This is a genomic window from Pantoea sp. T14, assembly GCF_036663535.1.
Lineage (GTDB): Bacteria > Pseudomonadota > Gammaproteobacteria > Enterobacterales > Enterobacteriaceae > Pantoea > Pantoea phytostimulans.
On the sequence record NZ_JAWUEB010000025.1, the window covers coordinates 38,717 to 65,089 of the forward strand.

28 protein-coding genes are annotated in these 26,373 nt (G+C 51.3%); 16 read left to right on the top strand and 12 right to left on the bottom strand.

From position 1 onward, the window contains the following. Positions 1-51: 51 nt before the first annotated feature. Genes SC127_RS12990 through SC127_RS13015 form a run of 6 tightly spaced genes read left to right on the top strand, consistent with a single transcriptional unit; the run spans position 52 to position 4,784 of the window. A complete protein-coding gene (locus SC127_RS12990) occupies positions 52-1,587 on the top strand; it encodes a glycerol-3-phosphate dehydrogenase (RefSeq protein ID WP_243079396.1) in 1,536 nt (511 codons plus the stop codon). Between the two features lie 10 nt (positions 1,588-1,597). Continuing rightward, positions 1,598-2,536: a sugar phosphate isomerase/epimerase family protein gene (locus tag SC127_RS12995; RefSeq protein WP_215848412.1), complete on the top strand. Its 939-nt coding sequence runs from the start codon at positions 1,598-1,600 to the stop codon at positions 2,534-2,536. A 30-nt stretch (positions 2,537-2,566) separates the two neighbouring features. After that, a complete protein-coding gene (locus tag SC127_RS13000) occupies positions 2,567-3,001 on the top strand; it encodes a 6,7-dimethyl-8-ribityllumazine synthase (protein WP_215848413.1) in 435 nt (144 codons plus the stop codon). A 7-nt stretch (positions 3,002-3,008) separates the two neighbouring features. Beyond that, positions 3,009-3,968 carry a sugar-binding transcriptional regulator gene (locus SC127_RS13005; protein WP_332626833.1) on the top strand — a complete coding sequence of 320 codons (960 nt, stop codon included), beginning with the start codon at positions 3,009-3,011 and terminating at the stop codon, positions 3,966-3,968. Positions 3,969-4,006: 38 nt separating this feature from the next. Continuing rightward, complete coding sequence (locus tag SC127_RS13010; protein WP_332626835.1) at positions 4,007-4,480, top strand: nuclear transport factor 2 family protein; 474 nt, start codon at positions 4,007-4,009, stop codon at positions 4,478-4,480. Beyond that, positions 4,446-4,784, top strand: a complete 339-nt coding sequence (locus SC127_RS13015) for a LysR substrate-binding domain-containing protein (protein ID WP_332626838.1) — start codon at positions 4,446-4,448, stop codon at positions 4,782-4,784. The genes SC127_RS13010 and SC127_RS13015 overlap by 35 nt, the downstream gene beginning before the upstream one ends. A 19-nt stretch (positions 4,785-4,803) precedes the next feature. On the opposite strand, the gene SC127_RS13020 is transcribed toward SC127_RS13015, so the two are convergent. Then, positions 4,804-5,199: a hypothetical protein gene (locus SC127_RS13020; protein WP_215848417.1), complete on the bottom strand. Its 396-nt coding sequence runs from the start codon at positions 5,197-5,199 to the stop codon at positions 4,804-4,806. A 434-nt stretch (positions 5,200-5,633) separates the two neighbouring features. On the opposite strand from SC127_RS13020, the gene SC127_RS13025 reads away from it, so the two are divergent. From SC127_RS13025 to SC127_RS13035, 3 genes are all read left to right on the top strand, one after another. After that, positions 5,634-6,422, top strand: coding sequence for a transcriptional regulator (locus SC127_RS13025; RefSeq protein ID WP_215848418.1), 789 nt, complete (start codon positions 5,634-5,636; stop codon positions 6,420-6,422). A 115-nt stretch (positions 6,423-6,537) separates the two neighbouring features. Then, positions 6,538-6,921 carry a DUF1090 domain-containing protein gene (locus SC127_RS13030; RefSeq protein ID WP_332626841.1) on the top strand — a complete coding sequence of 128 codons (384 nt, stop codon included), beginning with the start codon at positions 6,538-6,540 and terminating at the stop codon, positions 6,919-6,921. A 516-nt stretch (positions 6,922-7,437) separates the two neighbouring features. Further along, a complete protein-coding gene (locus SC127_RS13035) occupies positions 7,438-8,712 on the top strand; it encodes a Glu/Leu/Phe/Val family dehydrogenase (RefSeq protein WP_215848420.1) in 1,275 nt (424 codons plus the stop codon). 35 nt (positions 8,713-8,747) lie between these two features. Here SC127_RS13035 and SC127_RS13040 read toward each other — a convergent pair whose 3' ends face one another. Further along, on the bottom strand, positions 8,748-9,917 hold the full coding sequence (locus tag SC127_RS13040) for an ROK family transcriptional regulator (RefSeq protein WP_215848421.1): 1,170 nt from the start codon (positions 9,915-9,917) through the stop codon (positions 8,748-8,750). Positions 9,918-10,198: 281 nt separating this feature from the next. Here SC127_RS13040 and SC127_RS13045 point away from each other — a divergent pair, with 281 nt between their 5' ends. The 5 genes from SC127_RS13045 to SC127_RS13065 are packed head-to-tail and all read left to right on the top strand — an operon-like array spanning position 10,199 to position 15,216. After that, positions 10,199-11,446, top strand: a complete 1,248-nt coding sequence (locus SC127_RS13045; protein WP_332626844.1) for an extracellular solute-binding protein — start codon at positions 10,199-10,201, stop codon at positions 11,444-11,446. 9 nt (positions 11,447-11,455) lie between these two features. Then, complete coding sequence (locus tag SC127_RS13050; protein ID WP_243079388.1) at positions 11,456-12,364, top strand: carbohydrate ABC transporter permease; 909 nt, start codon at positions 11,456-11,458, stop codon at positions 12,362-12,364. After that, entirely contained in the window at positions 12,354-13,193 is an 840-nt protein-coding gene (locus SC127_RS13055; RefSeq protein ID WP_332626848.1) for a carbohydrate ABC transporter permease, read from the top strand. Before SC127_RS13050 ends, SC127_RS13055 begins: the two co-directional genes overlap by 11 nt. Further along, complete coding sequence (locus tag SC127_RS13060; protein WP_332626850.1) at positions 13,190-14,122, top strand: carbohydrate kinase family protein; 933 nt, start codon at positions 13,190-13,192, stop codon at positions 14,120-14,122. Before SC127_RS13055 ends, SC127_RS13060 begins: the two co-directional genes overlap by 4 nt. A gap of 2 nt (positions 14,123-14,124) precedes the next feature. Beyond that, positions 14,125-15,216, top strand: a complete 1,092-nt coding sequence (locus SC127_RS13065) for an ABC transporter ATP-binding protein (protein WP_215848426.1) — start codon at positions 14,125-14,127, stop codon at positions 15,214-15,216. 61 nt (positions 15,217-15,277) lie between these two features. On the opposite strand, the gene SC127_RS13070 is transcribed toward SC127_RS13065, so the two are convergent. Then, positions 15,278-17,227 (bottom strand): methyl-accepting chemotaxis protein, encoded by a 1,950-nt coding sequence (locus tag SC127_RS13070; RefSeq protein ID WP_332626854.1) that lies wholly within the window; start codon positions 17,225-17,227, stop codon positions 15,278-15,280. Positions 17,228-17,387: 160 nt separating this feature from the next. Next, positions 17,388-17,861 (bottom strand): OsmC family protein, encoded by a 474-nt coding sequence (locus SC127_RS13075; protein ID WP_332626856.1) that lies wholly within the window; start codon positions 17,859-17,861, stop codon positions 17,388-17,390. A 172-nt stretch (positions 17,862-18,033) separates the two neighbouring features. On the opposite strand from SC127_RS13075, the gene SC127_RS13080 reads away from it, so the two are divergent. Both SC127_RS13080 and SC127_RS13085 read left to right on the top strand, forming a co-directional pair. Beyond that, positions 18,034-18,510, top strand: a complete 477-nt coding sequence (locus tag SC127_RS13080) for a heme-degrading domain-containing protein (protein WP_215848428.1) — start codon at positions 18,034-18,036, stop codon at positions 18,508-18,510. A 567-nt stretch (positions 18,511-19,077) separates the two neighbouring features. Further along, complete coding sequence (locus SC127_RS13085) at positions 19,078-20,196, top strand: Fic family protein (protein WP_243079383.1); 1,119 nt, start codon at positions 19,078-19,080, stop codon at positions 20,194-20,196. Between the two features lie 51 nt (positions 20,197-20,247). On the opposite strand, the gene SC127_RS13090 is transcribed toward SC127_RS13085, so the two are convergent. From SC127_RS13090 to SC127_RS13125, 8 genes are all read right to left on the bottom strand, one after another. Next, on the bottom strand, positions 20,248-20,589 hold the full coding sequence (locus SC127_RS13090) for a YebG family protein (protein ID WP_332626859.1): 342 nt from the start codon (positions 20,587-20,589) through the stop codon (positions 20,248-20,250). Positions 20,590-20,792: 203 nt separating this feature from the next. Beyond that, complete coding sequence (locus tag SC127_RS13095; RefSeq protein WP_215848430.1) at positions 20,793-21,587, bottom strand: SIR2 family protein; 795 nt, start codon at positions 21,585-21,587, stop codon at positions 20,793-20,795. Next, the gene (locus tag SC127_RS13100) at positions 21,584-22,144 is read right to left on the bottom strand and encodes a non-canonical purine NTP pyrophosphatase (protein ID WP_215848431.1); all 561 of its coding nucleotides are present in this window, start codon (positions 22,142-22,144) and stop codon (positions 21,584-21,586) included. The genes SC127_RS13095 and SC127_RS13100 overlap by 4 nt, the downstream gene beginning before the upstream one ends. Before the next feature lie 125 nt (positions 22,145-22,269). Beyond that, complete coding sequence (locus SC127_RS13105; protein ID WP_215848432.1) at positions 22,270-23,175, bottom strand: ABC transporter substrate-binding protein; 906 nt, start codon at positions 23,173-23,175, stop codon at positions 22,270-22,272. 18 nt (positions 23,176-23,193) lie between these two features. Next, positions 23,194-23,988 (bottom strand): amino acid ABC transporter ATP-binding protein, encoded by a 795-nt coding sequence (locus SC127_RS13110; protein WP_332626862.1) that lies wholly within the window; start codon positions 23,986-23,988, stop codon positions 23,194-23,196. Next, complete coding sequence (locus tag SC127_RS13115; protein ID WP_332626863.1) at positions 23,972-24,898, bottom strand: amino acid ABC transporter permease; 927 nt, start codon at positions 24,896-24,898, stop codon at positions 23,972-23,974. The genes SC127_RS13110 and SC127_RS13115 overlap by 17 nt, the downstream gene beginning before the upstream one ends. Before the next feature lie 9 nt (positions 24,899-24,907). After that, a complete protein-coding gene (locus SC127_RS13120) occupies positions 24,908-25,420 on the bottom strand; it encodes a GNAT family N-acetyltransferase (RefSeq protein WP_243079379.1) in 513 nt (170 codons plus the stop codon). Positions 25,421-25,429: 9 nt separating this feature from the next. Continuing rightward, positions 25,430-26,371 (bottom strand): ABC transporter substrate-binding protein, encoded by a 942-nt coding sequence (locus SC127_RS13125; RefSeq protein ID WP_215848433.1) that lies wholly within the window; start codon positions 26,369-26,371, stop codon positions 25,430-25,432. Positions 26,372-26,373: the final 2 nt, after the last annotated feature.

A 26,373-nucleotide genomic window follows, 5' to 3' on the forward strand; every position in this document is an offset into this window, starting at 1 on the left:
GCGTGCTGAATGCGTTTGGCCAAGCCTGACGCCTTCATAAAGGAGTGAATCATGAGTGAAAATCTACTGGATTTATTTGTCATCGGCGGCGGTATCAATGGTGCAGGCATTGCCCGTGATGCGGCTGGGCGCGGATTGTCAGTGATGATGTGTGAGAAAGATGACCTGGCGCAAGGGACTTCATCACGCTCCGGCAAACTGGTCCATGGTGGCCTGCGCTACCTCGAATATTACGAATTTCGTCTGGTACGTGAAGCGTTGATTGAACGCGAAGTTTTGCTGAACTCTGCGCCCCATATTATCTGGCCGATGCGCTTTGTTTTGCCGCACAGTCCGAACGATCGCCCTGCCTGGCTGGTTCGTCTTGGTTTGTTTCTGTATGACCATCTTGGAGGACGCCAGAAGTTACCCGGCACGCGTTCGTTAAATCTGGCTCGCGATCCCGAAGGCGCACCGCTGCTCGATCAATATAAAAAAGGGTTTGAGTATTCAGATTGCTGGGTTGATGACGCGCGTCTGGTTACGCTGAATGCTTTAGACGCTGCCGAGCGCGGTGCCACCATTCTTCCGCGCACGCGCTGCCTTGCAGCGAAGCGGCTGGAAGGAAAATGGCAAATTACCTTACAGGATGAAGCCAGCGGCGCGCAGCGGACGGTTTTAGCGCGCGTGCTGGTCAATGCTGCCGGTCCTTGGGTGTTGGATATCGTGAATCAGGTCACGCAGACCCGCAGCAGCCGAAGCGTGCGGCTGGTCAAGGGTTCGCACATCATCGTGCCTAAATTCTGGGAAGGCCAGCAGGCGTACCTGGTACAAAACAGTGATAAACGCGTCATCTTTATCAATCCGTATGAAGGTGACAAAGCGCTGATCGGCACTACCGATATTCCGTGGCAAGGCAAAGCTGAAGCCGTCACGGCTGATGACACTGAACAGCAATATCTTATTGATGTCGTTAATCGCTATTTTAAAGTGAAGCTTACGCCCAGCGATGTTATTACCCGTTTTTCTGGTGTGCGACCGTTGTTTGATGATGGCAAAGGCAATCCATCTGCGGTCACGCGCGACTACGTTTTTGATCTGGACGATCAGCAAAATGCCCCGCTGCTGCACGTCTTTGGCGGCAAAATCACCACCTTCCGTAAACTTGCTGAACATGCGATGCAAAAACTGGCGCCTTTCTTCCCGACTATGGGGCCAAACTGGACACGCGGCGCGACCTTGCCCGGCGGTGAAATCGCCAACGCGGACTTCGAGGGTTTTCTACAGCAGGTCAAAGCGCAATATCCGTGGCTGCCCCAAGCGTTACGCAAACACTATGCTCGCCTCTATGGTGCACGGTTATCTCAAGTTGTCGGTAATTCCATTCAGATAGCCGATCTTGGTCGCCATTTTGGCGGATTACTTTATGAAGCCGAAGTGCGCTATCTGGTTGAGAAAGAGTGGGCGCAGCAGGCTGAAGATGTGATGTGGCGCCGCACCAAACATAAATTGCATCTCAGCCCTGAGCAGCAGCAAGCCTTTACGCAATGGTTTGACGCCACTTTTGTGACAACGTCACCTGAACCGCTGCGTGTTAACGTAGGATAAGGAGCCGATCATGCCATTGACGCTTTCACTCAATACTAATCCACTGGTGAATCGCTTTGCCGATCCTGAAGATTTGATTCATACCGTCGCGCAGCAGATTCGCGTGCGGGATTTACAGCTTACGCATGAATTTATTAATCCCAGCTGGGAGGCGTCAACCATCATGCAGATGACGCGCCGCATGAAAAAGGCAATGAACGAAACGGGTGTTCGCATCACATCGGGTATGACCGGCCCTTACGGCAGGCTGAATCACTTTGGTCATCCCGATGCGGATGTTCGACGCTATTACGTTAACTGGTTTAAAACGTTCGCTGATATCACCGCTGAGCTTGGCGGTGATGCGGTGGGCTCGCAATTCGCCATTTTTACTTATAAAGATTTTAACGATATCGCCCGTCGCGAGCAGATGATCGATATTGCCATCGATTGCTGGGCAGAAGTGGCTGAACATGCGAAATCCGCCGGTTTATCTTATCTGTTCTGGGAGCCAATGAGCGTGGGTCGTGAGTTTGGCGAGACTCTGCCAGCCTGTATGGCTTTACAGCAACGATTGAGTGGGGAAAACCTGGCGATACCTTTGTGGATGATGGCAGATATCGATCACGGTGATGTTACCTCTGCCGATCCACGCGATTACGATCCCTATGCCTGGGCTGAAGCAGTGCCGCGTTATTCGCCGATTATCCATATAAAACAAAGTATGTTGGATAAAGGCGGGCACAGGCCGTTTACATTACAGTATAATACTGGCGGTCGAATCCAACCGGCTCCGCTGCTTGACGCGTTTGCTAAAGGCGGCGCGCAAGACAATGAAATTTGCCTGGAACTCAGCTTCAAAGAGCGCGAACCCACCGACAGTCAGGTGGTCGCGGATATCGCCGAGAGCGTTGCCTTCTGGGCCAACCATATTGATTCGGGGGTGCAGGATCTCAATCTGATCCGCTAACCCGTCATGTCACTTTTACTGGAGTAAGTCATGCAGCCGTTGAAAGTCGCCTTTATCAAAGCAAACTGGCACAGCGAAATCGTTTCTCAAGCCCTTGTTGGGTTTGAGCAAGAACTTGAAAGCCGCGGAACACCGTTCGAAATCAAAACCTGGGATGTGCCCGGCGCGTTTGAAATGCCGTTACTGGCTCAACGTTTAGCGCAGACCGGCAAATTTGACGCGATTGTTTGCGCCGCACTGGTAGTAGATGGTGGCATTTATCGTCACGACTTTGTCGCACAGGCGGTTGTCACAGGATTGATGCAGGCGCAGCTGGCTACCAATGTGCCGGTTTTTTCCGTTTCTCTGACACCGCATAACTTCCAGCCCGCTGATGAGTTCATCGATTTCTACACGGCGCATTTCGTGAAGAAAGGCAAAGAAGCCGCTAATGCGGTTAGCCAGATTCACGCGCTGGAAATCTGATTCATTTATGAAATCTGCGCCCACTTCACCTGACAATGATGAGTCGCTCGCGCTTCGTGCCGCCTGGCTGCATTACGTCGGCGGCTATACGCAGGCTGAAGTGGCAAAACGTCTGGGTTTGCCTTCGGTTAAAACCCATCGTTTGATCGCCCGTGTGGTGGCAGAAGGCGCAGTAAAAGTCTCAATTGATGGCGATATCGTGGCTTGCGTTGAACTGGAGAATCAGTTGCGTGAGCGTCACGGGTTACGTCTTTGTCGCGTAGCGCCTGATTTGGGTGAAGAAGGTTTGCCGGTGCGCGCATTGGGCATGGCGGGTGCTGATTATCTGCGCAACTTGCTCTGCTCCACTCAACCCACAACGCTGGGTTTAGGACATGGGCGTACACTCTCTGCTGCCATTCATCAATTACCTCGCCTTGATGCACACCATATCCGCTTTGTCTCCTTGTTGGGATGCCTGACGCGTCATTACGCGCTTAATCCCCATGATGTTATGCACCGCATTGCAGAAAAAACCGGCGCACAGGCCTACATGATGCCGGTGCCCTTTTTTGCCAATACCGAAGAAGATCGTGATGTATTGCTGGCGCAACGTGGCGTAAGCGAAGTCTTTGCCATGGCCGCGCAAAGCGAAGTGAAATTAGTGGGAATCGGTACCGTGGAACCTGCCGCACAGTTAGTAGAAGCGGGAATGATCGAAGAAACAGAAATTCGTGATATTTCAGCTTCGGGTGGCATCGGCGAACTGCTTGGTCATTTCTTTGATGCACGCGGTCAAATGATCCATAACACTCTCACCGCACGCACGCTGGCTGTTTCGCTGGATATACGACGCCGCGATGAAATCGTTGCGTTAGCCGGTGGTGCATCCAAAATTGCGGCCATCCGCGCAGTGTTGGCAAGTGGTTTACTAACAGGATTGATTACCGATGAGCTGACGGCTAAAGCTTTGTTGGCAGACATCTGACGTTTCATCATGACTTTTTAGTGTATTCAGGAGATTTCATGAGCAACACGCGCCCACCTTTACCCCCTTTCACGCATGCCGACCAGGCTATTCAAAAAGTTCGTCTGGCTGAAGATGCCTGGAATAGCCGTGAACCCGAACGTGTTTCTTTAGCCTATTCCGAAGAGAGCCAGTGGCGTAATCGCGACAGGTTTATTAATGGACGCAGTGACATTGTCACCTTTCTGACTGAAAAATGGCAGCGCGAGCATGAATATCGTCTGATCAAAGAGTTATGGAGTTTTCACCTCAATCGCATTGCTGTTCGCTTTGCCTATGAATGGCATGACGATGGCGATAACTGGTTCCGCTCGTACGGTAATGAGAACTGGGAGTTTGACGAAAACGGATTAATGACGCGCCGTTTTGCCAGCATTAATGATTTGGCTATAAGCGAAAGCCAGCGGCTATTTCACTGGCCGCAAGGCCGTCGCCCTGATGATCACCCTTCTCTCAGTGAGTTGGGCCTTTAGCGAACCGCCTGCTTTGCGCCGTTTAGCTCAGAGCGTAAAAAGCCGCTTTAGTAGCAGTAATGTTGAAGGCGTGCGTGCACTTTGTACGGCAGAAATGGGATTAGCACAGCTGACAGCATGGGACGTACGTGAGGAGTTAATTAACGGCGAGCTTATTGCCATTTCGCTGGATGACGTGCAGGATCAAATGTTAGCGGTTTGGGCGCTGTTCCCTACTTCACGGCATTTGCCCGTGCGGGTTATCACCTTTCTGGACGTGCTCAAACAAGCAATGCAATCTATCAATATGTCCGGCGCGCCGTAACGCGCCGGGCGAAATATCATTAACCTTGCGCGTCGTCGTGTTCAGCAAAAGAAGCCTGATTACGCGTGACGGAATAAGCCACTTTTTTTACATTCTCGGGCGACGTGGTGACTTCAACCGGTGCAATCGTTACGCGGCCTAAGCCAAACAGCGTCGGAACGTAGCCACCAATTTTGTGTTTGCCTGCAGGCACATGTATCAACATGCTGTCACCATTGAGTAATTCGCCAGCATCTTTGCCGTCTACTGTCAGGTACACATTTGAGCCATCATCCGCACGCGTCACAATGTGCGAAACATTGATTTGCGTTGGACCAGCAGCGAATTCATTCGGTGCATCTTTTGATGAATGCTTAGCGCATCCCGCCAGCAACGTGGCGGCCGTTATAGCGGCGAGTGTAAAACGATAACGCATTATGGCGGTCTTTCTCCCAAACAAATGAACTGTCTATTTTAGCGATTCTGGCAAAGGATGAAAGCGCAGCCTCCCTCGGCATGCTCTTAAAAATGGGTTTTAACGTCAGGTTTGTGTAAAAGTCGCTCATGCCAGATTTCGTCGCTGACTTCTCAGCCTTATTGCGGTGAAATAATGCGCTAATGTTGTTTTGCACCAAAAGGTTATGACTAAAAATGCTGTGCTTATGCTTAACATTTATAGATAAATTCTGATGCTGCCGTTTGGGTTAATAATCGCTTAAAATCAAGACGTAGAAGTGAACATGTATTATTCAGCAATGAGTTTGTCCGCATTTTAGGCAGTGAGAACCTATCTATTTATTTTTATGAGGTTCATAGTGCCCTCTCATCCTCGGTTAACCCGGCGGCCATTCCCTCATCTGAGGGCATCTTATGCAATTCCATACGACTGATACTATTTGTGCACTGACTGGCACGCACCCGGCAAATTTAAAACGCTGGATGCATCAGGGCCTGCTTGCGTACACATTACAAAACGAGGGCTGGAGTGACGATCAGCTAAACGAAATTTACGACCTTGTTGCCTTAACAGCGACAGGTGCGACGCTAAAAGAAATCAAACGTGGTAAAGCGTTACATCGTCCAGTTTCGACTTCCGGCTGGCATGCGCGTAAAGGCGACATGTTATGGGAACTTGAATATGGCACACCGCTTTCGCTTTCGCGCAAAATGCGCGATATGTCGAATGACTACAGTGGCGATGACTTGGTTTTTAAGCTGCTTTGTCCCCTAAACCAGTGGCTACATGCCGATCATCGCCAGGGTTCATCACGGCGATTGGCGCGTTTCGAACAGAGCGTTCGACAGCAAGCGGGGATTGTCATGCGCGCTTCTTCTCGACGTGGGGAAACTGTTCCGTTGTTTCTCGAAGCGGTCAGTGTACAGAACGTTAGCGAAATTTGGCTGGAAGCGATTCGTTTAACCGCAATGGGTTTTCACGTTGAAGTCTCGACATTAATGTCTGGACAGCCCGCAGCGAAACCGGCTCAGTATCAACATCATGTTATGTGGTGTGGCGCGGGCATCAGTAAATCGATGAATCACTACTTTGATAGTGAACGTGCAGCGGGCAAAGCGGTCATGCTGAGCGGTCCCGATAAAAATTTGCGCTACTCATTTAATTCCCTTCCTGCTAACACCTGGCAATCAGGCGCAGCTTAAGGCCGGTTAATTCCGGCTCTTTTCTCTGTCCTTCAGATATTTTTTTTGGGTAAGATTCTCTTAAGGTTCCTGAATATAATAGGCAGCATCTTATTTAAGCCTAACGAGAACCTCTATGAAAACTACCTTGCTCGCTCTTTCACTCTTATTATCGTTGACTGCTTCATCTGCACAAGCGGCCAGTGAACTGACCGGATGCGCTGCGAAAAAAGCGGATATTGAGCAACAACTGAAATATGCAAAACAGCATAACAATATGTCCCGCGTTGCCGGACTGGAAAAAGCGTTACGCGAAGTTGAATCTCACTGTAACGACAGTTCACTGTTAAAACAGCGCCAGGCAAAAGTAGCGGCTAAAAAAGAGGATGTTCAAAAACGCGAGCAAGAATTGGCGCAAGCACAGGCCGAAGGCCGCGCCAGCAAAATTGAAAAGCGTCAGCATAAGCTAGCGGAAGCGCAGGAAGAATTACAAGAAGCAGAACACGCACTCGTGCAATAACGTGTTTATGCCAGCGTCGATGTTCACTTCAGCAACGCTGGCTTTCTTTGGTCTTTCATGTCATTCCCTTGTGACGCTGAACAATGGCTATAACCGGTTTCGCCAGCCGTTATACGCTAATCTGTTGATCACCAAGCTTAATCCCTGCCTCACTCATTACTTTATCTCACCCTCTGATTACTTTCTCTCATGCACCTTGATGGTGCAACAAAGTCAATACGTCCTATAAACAATAAGTTCACTTTATGAAGCCCTTCAAAGATCTACAAACTCATTAAAAATTGTTTTATATGCACAGCTTACGCCTCATTTACGCATTTTTATGCAGCTATAACGCGGCCATATTTTGGATAATTATTCACTTAATTTCCGCTTTAAAGAGCATGTTGGCGCTGGGTTAGCCCTAGCAACGACATCATATTTTTTCCAGCAGTGATAAATTATGTCTGCGCGGTTAAATGCGCTCCACATCCACGGCCCTACACAATAAATAACTTCATTAAGAAAGGTTTTTATATGGTTAAGTTATCTTACGCGTCTGAAACTAGCACATCTGCCTGGTCAACCTATTTACAGCAAATTGACCGCGTAGCGCCTTACCTCGGCGACCTTTCACGCTGGATAGATACGCTGCGTCATCCTAAACGTGCTTTGATCGTTGATATCCCCCTGCAAATGGATGACGGCACCATTCGCCATTTCGAAGGCTATCGCGTTCAGCACAACCTCTCACGCGGGCCAGGAAAAGGCGGCATTCGTTACCATCCAGACGTTGATCTTAATGAAGTGATGGCGCTTTCTGCCTGGATGACCATCAAGTGTGCGGCAGTTAACTTACCGTACGGCGGCGCAAAAGGTGGCATTCGTGTTGATCCCTTTAAGCTTTCAGAAGGTGAGCTGGAGCGTCTGACGCGCCGTTACACCAGCGAAATCGGCATCATTATTGGGCCACAAAAAGACATTCCTGCGCCGGACGTGGGAACCAACAGCAAAGTAATGGCATGGATGATGGACACTTACTCCATGAATCATGGCACCACCATTACCGGCGTGGTCACCGGCAAACCCATTCACCTTGGTGGATCGCTGGGACGTGAAAAAGCCACTGGGCGCGGTGTATTTATCACCGGCCGCGAAGTTGCTCACCGTGCTGGCATCGAAATAGAAGGTGCGCGCGTAGCGGTGCAAGGTTTCGGTAACGTCGGCAGCGAAGCAGCACGACTGTTCGATCAAGCAGGTGCGCGCGTGGTGGTGATTCAGGATCACACGGCAACGCTGTTCAACGCAGACGGCATCGACATGGCCGCCCTGACACAATGGCAGATTGAGCACAAGCAGATTGCCGGTTTCAGCGGTGCGCAACATATTGATAAAGAGGCTTTCTGGAGCACGGAGATGGATATCCTGATCCCTGCCGCGCTTGAAGGTCAAATTACCCGTCAACGCGCTGAAACGCTGAGCTGCAAACTGGTGCTGGAAGGCGCAAACGGTCCAACCTATCCTGACGCGGACGACATGCTGGCAACGCGTGGCATCATCGTGGTCCCCGATGTGGTCTGCAACGCAGGCGGCGTCACCGTGAGTTATTTTGAATGGGTGCAGGACATGGCCAGCTTCTTCTGGAGCGAGGACGAGATCAACCAGCGCTCAGATAAAATCATGACTGAAGCGATGGTCCACGTGTGGGAAAAAGCCAAAGAGAAGGATTGTTCATTGCGCACCGCAGCCTACATTGTGGCGTGTGAACGTATCCTGATGGCACGTAAAGATCGTGGTATCTATCCAGGCTAATAAACCGGGCGCTGCTGATTATCTGCAGCGCCTCGCTATTTCATCAAGACCTGAAACTGCGGATTAAATTCGTCAAATATGGGTAAGGCTGCGGCACCCAGCGCAGCGGTATCACTGCCGCTCATGCCGGTTTTCAGCCGCATGCCATCAAGATAACGCCCACGTACAGATTGATACAATGGCGGCAAGCGCTTGACGATTCTTTCAAGTAATTCCGCTGGCATCATGCCGCCAATAATCACGGCTTCCGCATCAAATACCGATTCGAGAATGTTGATCGCCTGACGCAGCGGCGTGAGTGCCGTCTCAATCCACGCATCAAATTGCGCGTGTTCAATATTTAATAAATCTTCCGGTAGCGCGCTCATGGGATCCAGCCCACAAAATTCATACGCTGCCTGCAACGAGACATAACGTTCCAGGCATCCCTGATTGCCGCAATAGCAGGCCCGCCCGCCCGGCTCCACGACGATGTGCCCTATTTCACCGGCGTTGTGCGCATGGCCGGTATAAATATGCCCATCAGTAAAGATGCCGGCGCCCAAACCGGTGCCGATATAGAGATAGATAAACGAGTTAAGCTGACGCGCAATTCCGTGGAATCGTTCACCAATAGCGGCGACGGTAGCATCATTTTCCAGCGTAACGGGCAGATTGCTTAATGCAGCAAGCTCCGCTTCAATATCGATATTTTCCCAGCCGTTGAGTGTGGTTGGCCCAACAGATGAGATTCCCTCTACGCCAAACGGGCCTGGCATGACGACGCCAATACCCAACACTTTTTGCCACTGCGCCCCGAGAAAGGCGCGCATCTCATCAAGCAGTGCCGCGATGCGCGCTAACGTAGCAGCGGGTTGCGGCTTCTGCACCATAACAAGGCGACGAAAGTGAATTTCACCGCTCAGATCCACCAGCACCAGCAACAATGTTTGATGATCAAGATGAATGCCGATCGACCACGCACTGGCGGGATTAATCGCGACTGGAATGGAGGGTTGCCCACGTCCGCTCCGTCGCGGCTGGCGGCTGGTGAGCAGCTCGGCCTGCTCCAGTTCCGCGACAATATTAGAGACAGTTTGCGGCGTCAGCGCAGTTAACCGCGCCAGCTCAGCCCGCGTAAGTTCACCGTTTAGGCGAATCGCTTCAATGATGACGCGGCGATTGTGCGCACGTGCATGTTCTAAATTAGTGCCCGAGGTTTTCATGATGATGTCCATAACAGCAAGTGGCTCAGTATCGGCTGCGAAAAAGGGCTGATCAAATAATATCTTTGATCCTGCACACAATTTCAGCGCGTGATGATAGGCAGATTGGCCTCAAAAGCGCAGTCTTTCCTAAGCGTTATTGCGCCTTGATCCTGTTATGGCATGGCGTTTGCTTAGTGTTATCAGGTTAGCGGTTTCAAGCTGGCCTAAGTTACGCCTCTGATTAAATCAATCAAATTGATTTATTAATCCCGCTCTGTTTCTGCTGTGTGGAGATCATCATGACCCAACGTTTCACTCCGAAACTCAAAGGCGGCCTCGCCGCGTTACTGATGTTGAGTGCTGGTAGCGCATCCGCGGCCAGCCAAATCAATGCCCTGTTCATGACGCAAGCGGCTTACAGCGAAAATGACATTCGCGCCATGACGCAAGATTTTGAGAAACAACACCCTGATGTAAAAGTGAACCTTGAGTTTGTGCCTTATGAAGCGCTGCATGACAAAATCGTGGCGGCAAAAGGCGCAGGTGGTAACGGCTACGATGTGGTGCTGTTTGATGCGATTTGGCCTGCCGAATTCACCCGTTTTGATTTGCTGCAGGATGTGAGTTCACGTATTACGCCAGAAGAGAAAGAAAAGGTGTTCCCCGGCGCGTTGAGCACCGTGGTTTATAAGGGCAAAACCCTTGGCATGCCGTGGATTCTGGATACCAAATATCTTTATTACAACAAGGCGATGTTGGCAAAAGCAGGCATTACCGACGTGCCGCAAACCTGGCAACAGGTGATGGACGACGCCAAGATTATCAAGCAGAAAAATATCGTTAAATATCCGTTGGTCTGGAGCTGGTCGCAGGCTGAAGCGCTGGTGTGCGATTACACCACGCTGGTTTCTGGTTTTGGTGGTGAATTTTATCAAAACGGTAAGCTGAACTTTACGAGTCCCGCCTCGTTGAAAGCGCTGAAACTTATGAAAAGTTCATTGGATGAAGGTCTGAGTAATCCCGCATCGCGTGAATATCTTGAAGAGGATGTCCGCAAATCTTTCTCTAATGGCGATGCCGCTTTCGCGCTTAACTGGACTTACATGTACAACATGGCCAACGATCCCAAACAGAGCAAGGTCGCAGGTGATGTCGGTATCCTGCCCGCGCCTGGAGACGCACCGGGCAAAGTGGGCGCGGTTAACGGCTCGATGGGATTGGGCATTGCGAAAGGCAGCGAACATCCTGAGCAAGCGTGGCAGTTCATTACCTATATGACCTCTCAGCCGGTACAAAACCAATACGCCAAACTTAGTCTGCCGATTTGGAAATCCTCTTATCAGGATGAGGCGGTTAAAAAAGATCAGGAGAGTTTGATTGCCGCAGCGGACAAGTCACTAAACGTGATGTTGTCACGTCCTGAAACTGCGGATTATTCGCGCCTCTCCAATACGCTGCAGCAAGAACTTCAGCAAGTGTTGTTAGGTAAAACGCCAGCGCAAGATGCCATGGCAACCGTCGATAAAAGCGCTGCGCGCTTGCGTTAAGGAGCAACGATGCTGAGTTTGCGTCAACGCGAACAGCGTCAGGCATGGGTGCTGCTTGCACCCATGATCATTGTGATGCTGCTGCTTACTGCCTGGCCGCTGCTGCGCACCATTTGGTTAAGTTTTACCGATGCGGCGCTGATTGGCAGCGGCGAAACGCCCGGTTGGATCGGTCTTGAGAACTATGTTTATGCGCTGACCGATCCAGATTTTCAAACCTCAATCCTGCGTACGCTCTATTTCACTGTGGTATCGGTGGCTTTTGAAGGCGTTATCGGCGTGCTGGTGGCGCTGCTGCTAAATCAGAAATTCGCGGGTCGCAATGTATTGCGGGTATTGGTGATTCTGCCGTGGGCGCTGCCGACCATCGTTAATGCCATGATGTGGCGGCTTAACTTCAATCCTGATTACGGCAGCATTAATGCGCTGCTGACGCAACTCGGGATCATCGACGGTTATCGCAGTTGGCTGGGATCGCCTGACTCCGCGCTGAACGCGGTGATGTTCGCTGACATCTGGAAAAACTATCCGCTGGTCACGCTGTTAGTGTTGGCGGCGCTGCAATCCATTCCCGACGATCTTTTTGAAGCGGCTCGCTTAGACGGTGCTTCTGCCTGGCGTCGTTTTCGCGCCATCACCTTTCCGGCCATTGTTGCACCGCTCGGCGTGGCATTGGTGTTACGCACCATTGATGCCTTTAAAATCTTCGACATCATCTATGTGATGACACGCGGGGGTCCCGTCGACAGCACTAAAACGCTGAGCTTTTTTGTTTACCAAGAGTCGTTCAGCTATTTGCGCGCGGGCAGCGGTGCCGCCTATGCCATGTTGATGACGTTGATGTGCGCCCTGCTGATCACGATCTATTTGCTGATGTTATGGCGTCAGCGTCGCCGGAGTTCCGCTTATGAAAACTAACCTGCGTATTCTGCTGCGCTACGGTGCGGCTTTGCTGGTGGCACTCTCTATTTTGGCGCCGATGGGCTGGCTGTTCCTGATGAGCGTGAGTTCAACCGGCGATCTGTCACGCGTGCCGCTGGAGTGGCTGCCGCGTGAATGGGATTTCAGCCGCTACACGCGACTGGTATCGTTGGCCCCCAATCAACCCGGCAATCTGTTCCTGCATGCGTTGGGCAATAGTTTATTAGTCGCCAGTGTCGCTACCCTGATTTCGCTGTTTCTGGCGATACCGGCAGCATTCAGCTTTTCACGCTACCCAGGCCGTGATGGTTGGCTTTTCGGTGCGCTGGCCATCTACATGGTGCCGCCTGTGGCCTTCGTGTTGCCGCTCTACTTTTTGCTGCAACAGCTGGATCTGCTTAATACCCGCCCCGGCCTGGTCATCGTCTATTGCTCATTGATTTTGCCGTTCCTGACCTGGATGTTGAAAAATCAGTTCGACTCACTGCCGCGTGATATTGAACAAGCCGCGCGTTTGGATGGATTACGCTTCTGGCAAGTTTTGCTGCGTATTACCTTGCCGCTGGCAAAACCGGTCTTGGGTGCAGCGGCGCTGTTTGGTTGGCTGCTCGCCTGGGATGAATTTTTCTATGCGCTGCTGTTTACCAGCAATATCTCGGCGCAAACCTTGCCGGTTGCGATTGCCGGGTTCACCGCTGGCCGCGCTACCGATGATGGTTTGATAGCAGCAATCGGGATTTTGGCGTCGGTCCCACCGCTGTTTATTGCTATCTGGCTCCAGAAAACGCTGGTAAGCGGCCTGGCCAGTGGCGGGAGTAAAGGATGAATACTTTATATGTGGTGGGCAACATCAACGTTGATCTCATCATGAGTACACTTAACGACTGGCCTCAGCGCGGTACAGAAGTGATGTTGCAGCACAGTGAATTGCGTCCCGGCGGTTCGGCGGGTAACTGCGCGCTGGCGCTGGAAGCGATGCAGGTTCCCCATCGCGCCATCGCGAATCAGGGCAATGATGGCTTTAGCGCCTGGTTGGCAAGCCACTTTCCACACAGTGCAGCGCACTGGCCACTTTCCTCATGCGAAACCTCGCTGACGGTGGGCTTAACGCACCCGGATAATGAACGTTCTTTTATCAGTAATCGCGGTCACATCACCGAACTCACCGCTGAAGATGTTCTGGCGCAACTGCCCGCGCAAGCCACAGCGGGTGACATCGTACTGCTGTGCGGCACCTTCCTTTGCCTCAAGCTTTATGCGGCTTATCCCGCCTTATTGGCAGAGATTAAACAGCGCGGTTTTATCGTGGCGGTCGATACCGGCTGGCCACCTGAAGGCTGGTCGATTGCGCTGCGCCAGCAGATTGACGTCTGGCTGAAGCATTGCGACTGGCTACTGCTGAATGAAGTCGAAACCTTGGGTTTGGCAGATTTGCCTTCTCTGCAATCCTGCGCGCAACAACTGGCCACCAAGCTCAGTGGCAAAGGTGGCTGCGTAGTGAAATGCGGCGCTGACGGCGCACGCCTCTGGCATTCCTTGCAGGAAATGCATGTCGCGTCTCAGCCGGTGAAAGTGGTCGATACCATTGGTGCCGGTGACAGCTTTAACGCCGGCTTTCTGACGGCATTGCTCTATCAAGAATCTGCGCACACCGCATTGCAATGGGGCATTGATGTTGCTTCGTTGGCGATCAGCAGTTCTCCGCGCCGTTATCCCGACTGGCAACAACTTCAACAACACAAAGAGGTGCGCTAATTATGGCCAGTGTTGAACTCGTAAAAGTGGCTAAGCGCTACGGCAAACAGAGCGTGTTACATCCGCTGGATTTAACCATTCCCGATGGCAGCTTCACCGTATTAGTTGGCCCTTCCGGCTGCGGAAAATCAACCTTGCTGCGCCTGTTAGCGGGACTTGAAACCCTGTCTGATGGCGCGATTTTGATGGATAAAAAGCAGATCAACGATCTCGACCCGGCAGATCGTGATATCGCGATGGTATTTCAAAGTTATGCGCTCTATCCGCATCTTACCGTTGCGGAAAATCTTGCCTTCCATATGCAGGTGAAGAAGGTCAAGCGTGACGAGCAAAAGAGTAAAATCGCTCGCATTGCCGCTATCTTAGGCATTGATCAGCTGCTGCAACGCTATCCCCGTGCGCTTTCTGGTGGTCAACGTCAGCGTGTCGCAATGGGACGCGCCATGGTGCGTAATCCGCAGGTTTTCTTGTTTGATGAGCCGCTCTCCAACCTTGATGCTCAGTTGCGAATGGAACTTCGCGCCGAAATCAAATCATTGCATCAGCGCTTTAAAACCACCATGGTTTATGTGACCCACGATCAGGTTGAAGCGATGACGCTAGCCGATCAGATTGTGGTGATGAAGGATGGTGTGATTGTGCAACAAGGCGCGCCGCTGGCTATTTATGATCGTCCGGTAAATACATTTGTGGCGCGATTTATTGGCTCGCCTCCCATGAATCTTCTCAATGCCGTTTTTCAGCAGCAAAATGGCCTTCCCGGCTTGCTGTGCGGTGCCCAATGGTTTGCACTGCCGCCACGCTGGCATACGGCCGCACAACAACGCGAAGGGCAAGCAGTAACCTTGGGTGTACGCCCTCATGATTTGATCTGCGACGCATCGGGCCAGCCAGCCTTGGTAAAAATTGTCGAAATTACCGGTGAATCCACGTTATTACATCTGGAATGGCAAGGTTCGCCACTGCACATGCAGTTAGCAGGCCGCAGCGAAGCAACGCCGGGCGGATCGCTGGCAATCGGTATCAATACGCAGAAAATACATCTGTTTGATGCAGAAAAGGGTGAACGGCTCACTGAAGTTTTTGAGCATTAGTAAAAAAACCCGCCAAATGGCGGGTTTCGTTTATTCATCAAACAACAGCGACAGTCAGTGCTTATGCACTCTGCTGTAGATGGAATTGCTCAACTGTTTGTGCCAGCTGCTGCGCTTGATCTTCCAGAGAACTGGCTGCCGCAGACATTTCCTGCACCAGCGCGGCGTTCTGTTGGGTGGTGCCATCCATCTCATTAACCGCAATCGTAACCTGACTGATCCCCCGCGCCTGCTCATCAGAAGCTGATACAATCTCAGCAATGATGCCTTGAACCGAAGTTACCGCCTGCGTCATCTCCTGCATGGTTTTTCCCGCGTCATTCACCAGCCTCACACCACTTTCAACCCGCACGCTCGACTCCTCAATCAATGCGGCAATCTCTTTCACCGCATTTGCACTACGCTGAGCAAGATTACGCACTTCTGACGCTACCACGGCAAATCCACGCCCCTGTTCGCCTGCACGCGCGGCCTCAACGGCGGCATTCAGTGCAAGGATGTTTGTTTGAAAAGCAATGCTGTTGATCATGGTGGTGATGTCGCCGATCTTCTTCGAGCTGTCATCAATCTGCGCCATGGTTTGAACCACTTGCCCGACCAGAGTTTCACCGCGACTCGCAATAAGCGTGGCATTTTCTGTCAGGCTGGTTGCCTGCTGTGCGTTATCCGCATTTAAGCGAACGGTGGCGCTGATCTGTTCCATGCTGGCAGCCGTTTGCTCCAGCGCCGCAGCTTGTTGTTCAGTGCGCGAAGCCAGGTTGAGATTGCCGCTGGCAATTTCACCTGCACCCTGGCGTACTGATTCGCTGGCATCTTTGATCTGCCCAACAATGGCTCGCAGTTGGCTTTGCATGGTATGCAGCGCAAAAAACAGGCTGCTGCGATCGTTAGCCTGAACGGTGATGACATTATCCAAATGACCATCCGCCACCGCTAATGCAATTTTTGCGGCTTCCAGCGGCTCGCCACCAATCGGTCGCAGGACTTTACGGTTGAATAGCACGCCAAGCAGCGTACCCACCAGCAAAATGCTCACAATCATCAAGACAATGGCATAGATTAATTGACGGTTTGCCGCCGCCATCACCTGACTCACCGGCGCGACCACACCAATATACCAAGGCTTATCGCTGTTCCCGATAATCACCGGTTGCCAGGTGATCAATGCCTCTTCACCGAGCACTGCATCAAAGTGCTGAACCACCGCCGAGGTAAACCCATCGCTTTGACCTTTCCACGCTTTTCCTGCTTCATCTTTATTCGGGGACGAAATCACTTTGCCGCCATTGGAGAGCAGCAGCGCATAACCGGTGCCTTCCCAAGGCTTAATTTGATTCACTTTCTGCTGAAGAGAGGCTAACGAAATATCAGAGGTGACGACGGCGCGAAGTTTCGCATTTTCAAAAACAGTCGCAGCCACGGAGGTTAATAAGGTAGGTACGCCGTTATAGGCATAGCTATAAGGTTCCGTGAGCGTGTCTTTCTGGGTTTTTTGCGGCACAAGATAATAATCACCTTGTCCTGGTGTGAGATAAGAGGTTAACGGGTGCATGGAGTAATTGCCGGATTGATCGCGATCGACAAACCAGGCATAGCGCCCTTTTGGTGCCTGGTTAGGTTGCGTTGCGAATTCCGCATCACGTCCGTCAAAGGCGTTTTCTTCAAAAATCACTGACATCGATAAATAGTCGGGATTCGCGCGCAGCGAATATTCCATTATTTTGTCAACGACTTTGCGGTCGGTGATATTCGCAGCAGGCAACGCAATCAGACTTTGGCCAAGGTTATGCGCCACATCACGCGCATAGCTTAATTCCTGTTGAATCTGCAAACCTTTGCTTTGCGCAATTTGCTGCAAATAGTTTTCAGCCAGCGTCTTCTGTTCTTTACTCGATTGCCAACTCAGCACGCCAATGGTAACGGCGAAACCCAGCATGATAGTCAAGCCTCCCGTCCACAGCATCTGCGTGCGGGTGCTCATTCTTTTCTTCTCTTTGGTTTGATTGGCCATTGCGGCTCCCCTGAAATAAACCTTCTCATGACCTCCCTGTAAATTTCATCCGTTACAGGATCCTCTATCGGCGCTTTTTTTTTGAACTTTAATCACTGCCGAGGACGCTTTTTTAGAAGAGATCGCAGTGGCGTGGGGAGTCGCCACTATAAAAGTGAGATTATTCAGCCGCGTCGGTAATCGATGCTTCGCAGAGCACCGGAAAATTAAGCGAATTGGCGATAAAGCACATCTCATGCGCGTTGTGATGTAACGCCAGCGCCAACGCTTTATCGCTGCCCTGCCGCACCGTGACCTGCGGTTTTAAGATAATTTGAGTAAAGTGCCCTTTTTCATCTTCTGTCATCGTGCCTTCTGCATTATCACGGTATGCAGTTACCACGATTCCGGCTTCAGCACACAGATGCAGATACCACAACTTGTGACAGGCAGACGTAGAAGCCAGCAACATATCTTCTGGATTCCAGCGGGTCGCATCGCCCAGAAAGGCCGGATCGGATGAGCCTTGAATTGCAGGTTTGTTCGCTGTCGTCACCACAAAATCACGTTGATAGGAACGATAAGATTCCGTGCCTTTGCCGCTGTTGCCGGTCCATTCGACGCTAAGCTGATAATGATGTTCACGTGCTGCCATTTGTCATCCTTATGGGTTATTTGTCACTGATATTAAAAGGATCGCTTGAATGCAGTGAAGTTTACATGGCGAAAAACTTAAATTTTGCGCAGTCAGGATAAATGGATGCGGTAATTTTATTTTGTTGGTATGTTTAATAGAATATTAATTCCATTAAACCAGAGTGATAACCATGTCATCGACCCTTACTTCACACACTATCCTGCAACAAGAAGCTGAAAGTCGTTTATCTACGTTTGATTTCCAACTGGCCTGGCTTTTAGGCCAAAGCCTGCAACAGCGCGCCAGTGAGCAAAAATTACCGGTCGCTATTGAAGTTTATGCCTTTGGTCAGCCTCTTTTCTTTGCCGCGCTGCCCGGTTCAAGCCCTGACAATCTGGAATGGATGAAGCGTAAACGCAATTCAGTGCTGCGCTTCGGGCATGCCTCAATGTACCTCGGCCTTAACAATGAGCAGAGCGGCAAACGCATGGAAGAGATGAACTGGATTGCACAAGATGAATTTACCGATCACGGTGGCTCATTCCCGCTGTTGAACGAGGCGGGCGTGGTGTTTGGTGCGGTGAGCGTCAGTGGCTTACCGTCTGAAGAAGATCATACGTTGGCGTTATGGGGCATCCAACAAATTCAACATACTCTGAACACGTAAACCAAAAGCGCGAAGAGGCACAAGACCCCGATAACGGCGGTCAGCGAAGACTTAAACGCGCCTGATAGCCAATTTATCAACGCATAAAGCCGCTTCGTGCGGCCTGATTTTGATGCTGCCTGTTCAGCTCTGCAAAGAAATGGAGAAATTTTTCCGGCCAGTAACTGAATCAGGGTTAACTTGACCACAAACCGGAAAACTTAAATCCGCCGACAACGCTTTTTTTTGATCTACAACAACAAACGTTATCCGCACTACTGTCAGTTTATGTAAACGGTTTTCAAACCACGAAACGACAGCAGGAGAAGATAATGATGACGGGCAAAGTCGGGTTAGCAGGCGCGCTGGTGGTATGGCTGGTTTATGTGATCTGGATGGTTCAGTTCTACTCGAGCACCTTCACGCAATTCACACATTAATCTCAAAACAGGGCCTTCGCGTCCTGTTTCTCTTTCCTCTTTGAATTTTTCTCGCTCGCACATGAGCCAATAAGCCCCTATAATCGACTCATATTTTGAGCCGAATGACACTCTCTATTCGGCTCATACCGATAAGATGAGCCGTTTGATGACAACGTTATGGATTTGGCAACACCCCGATTGGCCACAGTTTACCTGGCAAGATGCACAACTCCTGCCGCGGCTTCGCCATGCTCAGCAACTGCGTGGCACGTTATTGGGCCGCGCAAGCCTGCAATCGGACGATGAATCGCAAACGCTCGATACCTTGCTGGCTAATATTCTCTCCTCTTCTGCCATCGAAGAAGAACGCGTTAACGCGCAATCGGTGCGTTCATCGCTGGCGCGGCGTTTAGGTGTTTCCGAAGAACAACCTTATCCCATATCCGATCGCTCTGAGGGATTGGCGGCGATGATGCTTGATGCCATCAATAATCGCGATCGACCTTTAACACTCAAGCGCTTGTACCAATGGCACCATTGGCTCTTTCCACAGGATGAATGGTCAATCCATTCGCTAAGCGTCGGTGCGCTTCGCGGCAGCGAGCCAATGCAGGTGGTGTCGGGACGCCTTGACCGACCAACGGTTCACTTTGAAGCGCCGCCGCGTGCGGGACTGGAACTTCAGCTCGACGCGTTTATGACATGGTTCAACCAAAGCCGGGAGAATGTATTACTCGATCCGTTGTTACGCGCTGCCATTTGCCATCTGTGGTTTGTTACGCTTCATCCGTTCGATGATGGTAATGGGCGCATTACACGTGCATTAACAGATTTGGCGCTAGCGCAAGCGGATAGCCAAAGCATTCGGCTTTATGCCATGTCTTCAGCCATATTGGCAAAACGCGCCGACTATTATCGGGTGCTGGAAAAAACGCAGAAAGGCGATCTGGATATCACCGGCTGGCTGGTGTGGTTTCTGGATATTCTGGAAGAAAGCCTGAATCAGGCGATGCTCAGCGTTGAGCGTACACAACTAAAAGCCCGATTCTGGCTGCGCCATCAAGGGTTGGGTTTGAGTAAAGAACAGGTAAAAGTGCTCAATCGATTACTGGACGGCGGCGAACAGGGTTTTGAGCTAGGCATTAGCGCCAGTCAGTATCAAAAAGTTGCAAAAGTGAGTAAATCGACGGCAACACGCCATTTAGCCGATCTGCTGGAAAAAGAGTGTCTTTACAAGCTGGAAGGCGGAGGTAGAAGTACGCGTTATCAGGTTCGCAGGGTTTAGAAAGGCAGAAACAAAAACGCCGTCAGCTTATTACTCACGGCGTTTCGGTCATCAAGCCGCTTTAACTGCGCGAACTTTTTTGGTGCTGGTTGCTTCTTCAGCAACCTCTTCATGATCATCTTTCTCTGCGACAGTAATGTCTGCAGAAGGCGCCGCTTCAGGCAGTTTGCTGGTACGGAGGATATGCTGCACCGCATCTTTTTGCTCAGCAATCAGCAGGCCCAGCGTTTCAGCCTGGGTTTCATCCAGTCCAGGTTGATGCTGCAACAGCCAGTCAGTGAAGGCTTCGGCCATATCGAGCATTTTGTCGTAGGCATCGGCCTCTTTCTTGTTGGCAAACGTCATCTTCTCTTCACCCTTTCTGACGACTACAAATTTTGTTTCGACAGCCATTTTCTTGCCTCTCTGATACTGTGAATATATACAGTATAACACGCCGTTTTTTGTTTTCCACTAGAGAATAACATCTTAAAACGGCACACCCATGCATCTTCTAAAACCCAGGGTGCTCGCCGATTGCGCAATGATGATCAGACGCAGGGTTTATACGATAAAACGCCCTGCATATCTCTATAATGGCTGCGCTAATGGAATTTTTAGGCCAATAACGCTTCAAGAAAATCCGCCAACGCTTTGCGCGGATCATCCTCTTCCGACACGATCATCTCAATGCCCCATTGTCCCAACACCTCTTTTGCTACCGGATTGTTGCGATTGGTGAACAGGTAGGATTTAGGCCGCGCGGTCGCCAGGCCGGTGCGGCCCCACATTTTGGTCAGACGATAAAACAGCAGACGAATGTTAAAGTCGCTGATGCTATAGCCAACGAACAATACCGAGTTGCCCATCACGTCGTGCGTCAATTTGATATCCAGCGGGGAATCAAAATAGAGCCGTTCAAAGTAGCTGCTTTCGTCCAGCACAATCGACGTATCATCGTCGAAATCACCATGCAGCTTAATGATGTGGCGCTTATCTTCCGTCAAAGAGACTAAATCAGCTGCATTCGCGACCTTAAAATAAGGGACGCCGTGCGCTTCGTGTGCCGCTTCGAGCCAGCGATCGTAATTAGTGGTATAGATACGAGAGAAATTGCCTTGCGTGATCATGGTATGAATTTCGGAAGAACGAACATCAATATCAGGCCGATGCCATTCACGATCCATCCAACTGCGTAACGGGCCCAGCGAGCCTTTTTTCTGCTTGTAATATTCCGCCAGGGAAAGGTGCGTGCCGTAGGTGTTGAATATTTTAGGATCGTAGCCCAACTCGTTGGCGAGATGGGAAATTAACTCATGCCATTCCGGCAAGCCAAGGTTACGTGAGATACCGGCACCAGCAAAAAGAATCAGTTTCCCAGAATCGTAGGCGCGTTTTAATTCAGGTTTCATGCTACTCCCCGCGCAGTTTTTAAAAAGTTGGCGAAGCGATCCAGTGCGATGCGGCGCATGGAAATCTCATTTTTCTTGTCACCCATCTCGGCAAAGGTCTGATCATGACCCTCGGGAATAAAGACACAATCCCACTGAAAGCCGCGCGTACCCGCAGGTTTGGCCGCGATGGTGCCGCGCAGTTCGCCGGAAAATTGATACATTTTTCGACCGTCACAATAGCCCAGCACGGTTTTCGCCGTGACGCACTGACTATCCAGCCCCTGAACCAGCGCAGTGAAGCGTTCAGCGTCTAAGCGGTTCCAGAAAATGCGTGTCAGACCGGCAGGCAAGCCATTCAGGCCATCAAGATAGAGACCGGTATGCTCCACAAACAGCGGACGCCCAATCAAGGAAAAAGCTTTGGTGAGTTTGTCGCGGATGAGTTCTAACTCATTTTCAGTTTGAATTTCTTCGATGCGGCGGGCAATAGGCAAAACTTCAACACCGACAGGCTCAAGAATTTTGCGTACCTCCGCCAGCTTTTGCTCATTGGCAGAAAGGAATCTGATTTTCATGCTACGTCCAGGTTAAGGTCCTGATGACATTTTTTATGATATTGCCAGGTCAGTTAAGCTGGAAAGTGTAGCGCAAATCGGCAGGCAAAGAGTGGACCGAACAGAAGCATCCTTGCTTCTTTTTATTAATAAACGATTCCCGGCGGGTTCACTGTCGAATGGCTGATCGCTTCATCCTGCTCGCCCCAACGCTGTAATACCTGCTGGTATTGACCACCCGCAATGGTGCCATCCAGCGCCGTTTGTAGGGCATCGGCCAGGCCATTGCCTTTTTTGGTGGTCACAGCGACCCACGCGCGAAACGGCCCGGTGCCAACGATTTTGGTTTGCCCGCGTGAGGCCGCTTTCCAGGCGGCCATGGAATGTGGGCCAAACATCGCATCGGCGCGTCCAGAAAGCAGCAAAAGCGTCGCGGAGGCATCATCCGTTAAATAAATTGGCTGCACCGGCGGCAAACCTTTTGCACGATTTTTCTCATCCCAGCTCAGGAGAATCCGCTCCTGATTCGTGCCGGATGCCACAATAATCCGCTTGCCTGCAATCTCTTCCGGCGAGTTGATTGAGGTCACTGAACTGTTAGCTTTCACTACAAAAGCATGGTTGTCCGCACGGTAGGTGGCAAAATCGAACTTCTTCTTCCGCTCTTCCGTTACGGCAATATTAAACATCGCCACATCGTAGCGCCCAGCGGTAATGCCAAGCGGCCAATCCTCCCAGGAAGCGGGAACCAGCTTGAGTTTTAAGCCAAGGCTGTCCGCCAGTAACCGCGCAATATCAGGATCACTGCCGATGCGGGTCTGATTATCTGACGCCAACAGCGCCAGCGGCGGTGAATGGGTAGCGGAGGTCGCCACCGTTAACGTGCCCGGCTCGATAAAGTGAAAATTTGCGGGGATCTTTTTAATCGCATCTGGATTCGCAGGCGCGTTAATGGGCGTTTCATTTTTTGACGCGTCTAACTTCTCGGCGGCTCCCGCCGCCTGACTCACCAGCAAAACGGCTAACAAGGTTATTGCGCAGAAATTTCGCATGACTGACTCTTCCTGTGATTACAAAACACGTGCGAGGAACCGTTTAGTTCTTTCATGTCGTGGATTATTCAGTACTTGCGTGCTATTGCCCTGTTCTACGATTTTGCCATCAACCATGAACACCACGTTGTCGGCAACTTCACGGGCGAAACCCACTTCGTGCGTCACAATCACCAATGTGGTGCCGGAGCGCGCCAGTTTTTTGATCACGTCGAGCACTTCACCGACGAGTTCAGGATCGAGCGCCGAGGTTGGCTCATCAAACAACATTACGCGTGGGTTCAACATCAAGGCGCGCGCGATAGCAATACGCTGCTGCTGACCCCCAGAAAGATGGCGCGGCCACGCATCCGCTTTGTGGCGCAACCCAACGATATCCAGCAATTCACCGGCACGCGTGACCGCGTCACGTTTTGTCAGTTGCCGATGCGCAATCGGCGCTTCAATCAGGTTCTCAAGCACGGTGAGATGGGGGAACAAATTGAAGTTTTGGAACACATAACCGACGTTAATACGCTGACGTAAAATCGCGTTCTCTTTCAGTTCATACAGCTTGTCGCCACGCCGCTGATAACCGATATAATCTCCATCAATCTGGATAAAACCCGCATCAACGCGTTCAAGATGGTTGATCGAACGCAGCAACGTTGACTTGCCCGAACCAGATGGCCCCAGAATCACCGTCACCGAGCCCGGTGCCAGTTCCAGCGAAACGTCATCCAGCGCTTTGTGCTTACCAAAACTTTTACTGACGCTGGTGATACTAATAGCGCCTGTGGTATGGACTGAGCGGTAATCAATGGCTTCGGACATGGCTAATTTCCTCAGTTGCGATCACCGGCGCGACGCGATTGCGCCATTGACGCCAGCGTGAAGGTTTTGGTTCGCGGGTTACGCTACGGGCCAGCCAGCGTTCAACGCTGTGCTGAATCACGGACAGCACGGTGGTGATAATCAAATACCAGGCCGCACCGACCATCAGCAACGGAATCACTTCCTGATTGCGGTTGTAGATCATCTGAATGGTGTAAAACAGCTCAGGCATTGCCAGCACGTAAACCATCGCTGTGCCTTTCGCCAGGCTGATGATTTCGTTAAACGCGGTAGGAATAATTGCGCGTAGCGCCTGCGGCAGAATGATGCGGAAAGTACGACGCGTGGCGGATAAACCCAGCGCTGAAGCCGCTTCAACTTGACCATGATCAACCCCCAAAAAACCGCCGCGAATGATCTCAGCGCTGTATGCCGCTTGCACTAGCGTCAGACCAATTACCGCAGCCGGAAACTGCCCCAACACGTTGATGGTCTGGAAGTTGCCCCACGACAGCGCGGTAAAAGGCACGCCAATCGATAAGGTGTCGTAGAGATAGGAGAAGTTGTACAAGATGATCAGCACAACAATCAGCGGCAGCGAGCGAAACAGCCAAATATAACCCCATGCTAAGCTACTCAATAACCAGGATGAGGAGAGTCGCGCCAGCGCCAGCAAACCGCCCAGCATCAAGCTGAAGATCGTGCCGAGTAGTGTTAACAACAGCGTTTGCCCTAAACCATGCAGGATTACCGGATCGAAAAACCAGCGGGTAAAGACGCCCCATTCCCAGCGCGGATTAAACGCCACCGATTGCACCACGCCAGCCAGAATAAACAGGGCGATAATCGCCCCCACGGTACGTGCTGGATAGCGCGCCGGCACCACTTGCAATTGCGGTTCCTTACTCATCGTGCCTCCTTAACTGGCTTGGGCGACGCTTTGAACGTCAATCACTTTAAAAAAACGCAAACGGCCGTCATGCGGCGGCTGCCCATAACGCTCAAGATCGCCGCTGATATCGCATTGAGGTTGATAACCGTGCCCGGTATAAAGCCGCACGGCTTCCGGCTGGCGAAAACCGGTGGTGAGAAAAAGCCGTTGATAACCGGCACGCAAGGCGCGCCGCTCCAGCTCTTTCACCATCACCAAGGCCAAGCCCTGACGGCGCAGATCGCGGCGTGTCCAGATGCGTTTTAGCTCAGCGGTTTGCTCGTCATAAGGTTTATAGGCGCCCATTGCGATGATCTCGCCATCACGCTCCAGCACGATGAAAAGGCCGTGTGGCGGCAGATACCACTCCGTCAGTTCTACCTCTTTCTGCGAGGTGAAGTAATCGCCATAGCGCGCCGCATATTCACCAAACAGACCTGCGAGGATCGGCTGCAATTCTGGTGCTTCTGGTGAGACTTCGCGAAAATGTTGCTGGCTCATATCGCCTCCTTAATCGCCTAATCCCGGCGGGTTGATCTCAGAACGATCAATGCGTTCTACGCCTTCACCCCAGCGGTTCAATACTTTTACGTAGTCGCCGTTTTGCATCACACCGTTGAGCGCGGTGCTAACAGGTTCCGCTAAACCGCTGCCTTTTTTCATCGTTACGGCGATATGCGCCGCTTTCGGCCAACCGCCATCAACGCTGCCTACCAAGCGGGTTTTGCCATTCAACGCCGCTTTCCATGCACCAATTACGTTGGGTCCAAAATAGGCATCAGCGCGACCGGATTGCAGCGCCAGCGTTTGGGCGGCGTCATCTTTGGAGTAAACCGGGGTAAAGGGCTTCAAGCCTTTGGCCTGGTTCTCTTTATCCCAGGCCAGGAGAATCGCTTCCTGGTTGGTGCCGGAACCAACAATGATGCGCAGCCCGGCAATATCTTCTGCTTTGCTCAGTGATTTAATCGGGCTGCTGGTTTTTACATAAAAGCCCAGCGAATCTTTACGGTAGGTGGCGAAATCAAATTTCTCTTTGCGATCTTTGGTGACAGTGATGTTAGTGATCGCTGCATCATATTTGCCCGACGCCACGCCTAACGGCCAGTCTTCCCAGGAAGTGGGCACCACGTTGAGCTTCAGACCGAGGCTGTCAGCAACGAGACGGGCGATATCCACTTCGCTGCCCAGCAAGGTTTTATTGTCATCAGAAAAGACCGTTAAGGGCGGCGAATTGAGTGCCGCGACCGCTACGGTAAAGGATCCCGGAACCGCAAAGCGGTGACCCGCCGGAATTTGTGCCACTGCCTGCGCGTTTTTACCGGTGTTGATCGGTGTTTTATTCGCCTCAAGGCTCACGCGCTGTCCGTTGTAATCCACATTGGTATCTTCAGCCCATGCACTACTGCTGGCAGCCAATAGCATCAGGGCGATCACTGTTTTCGTTTTTTGCATAG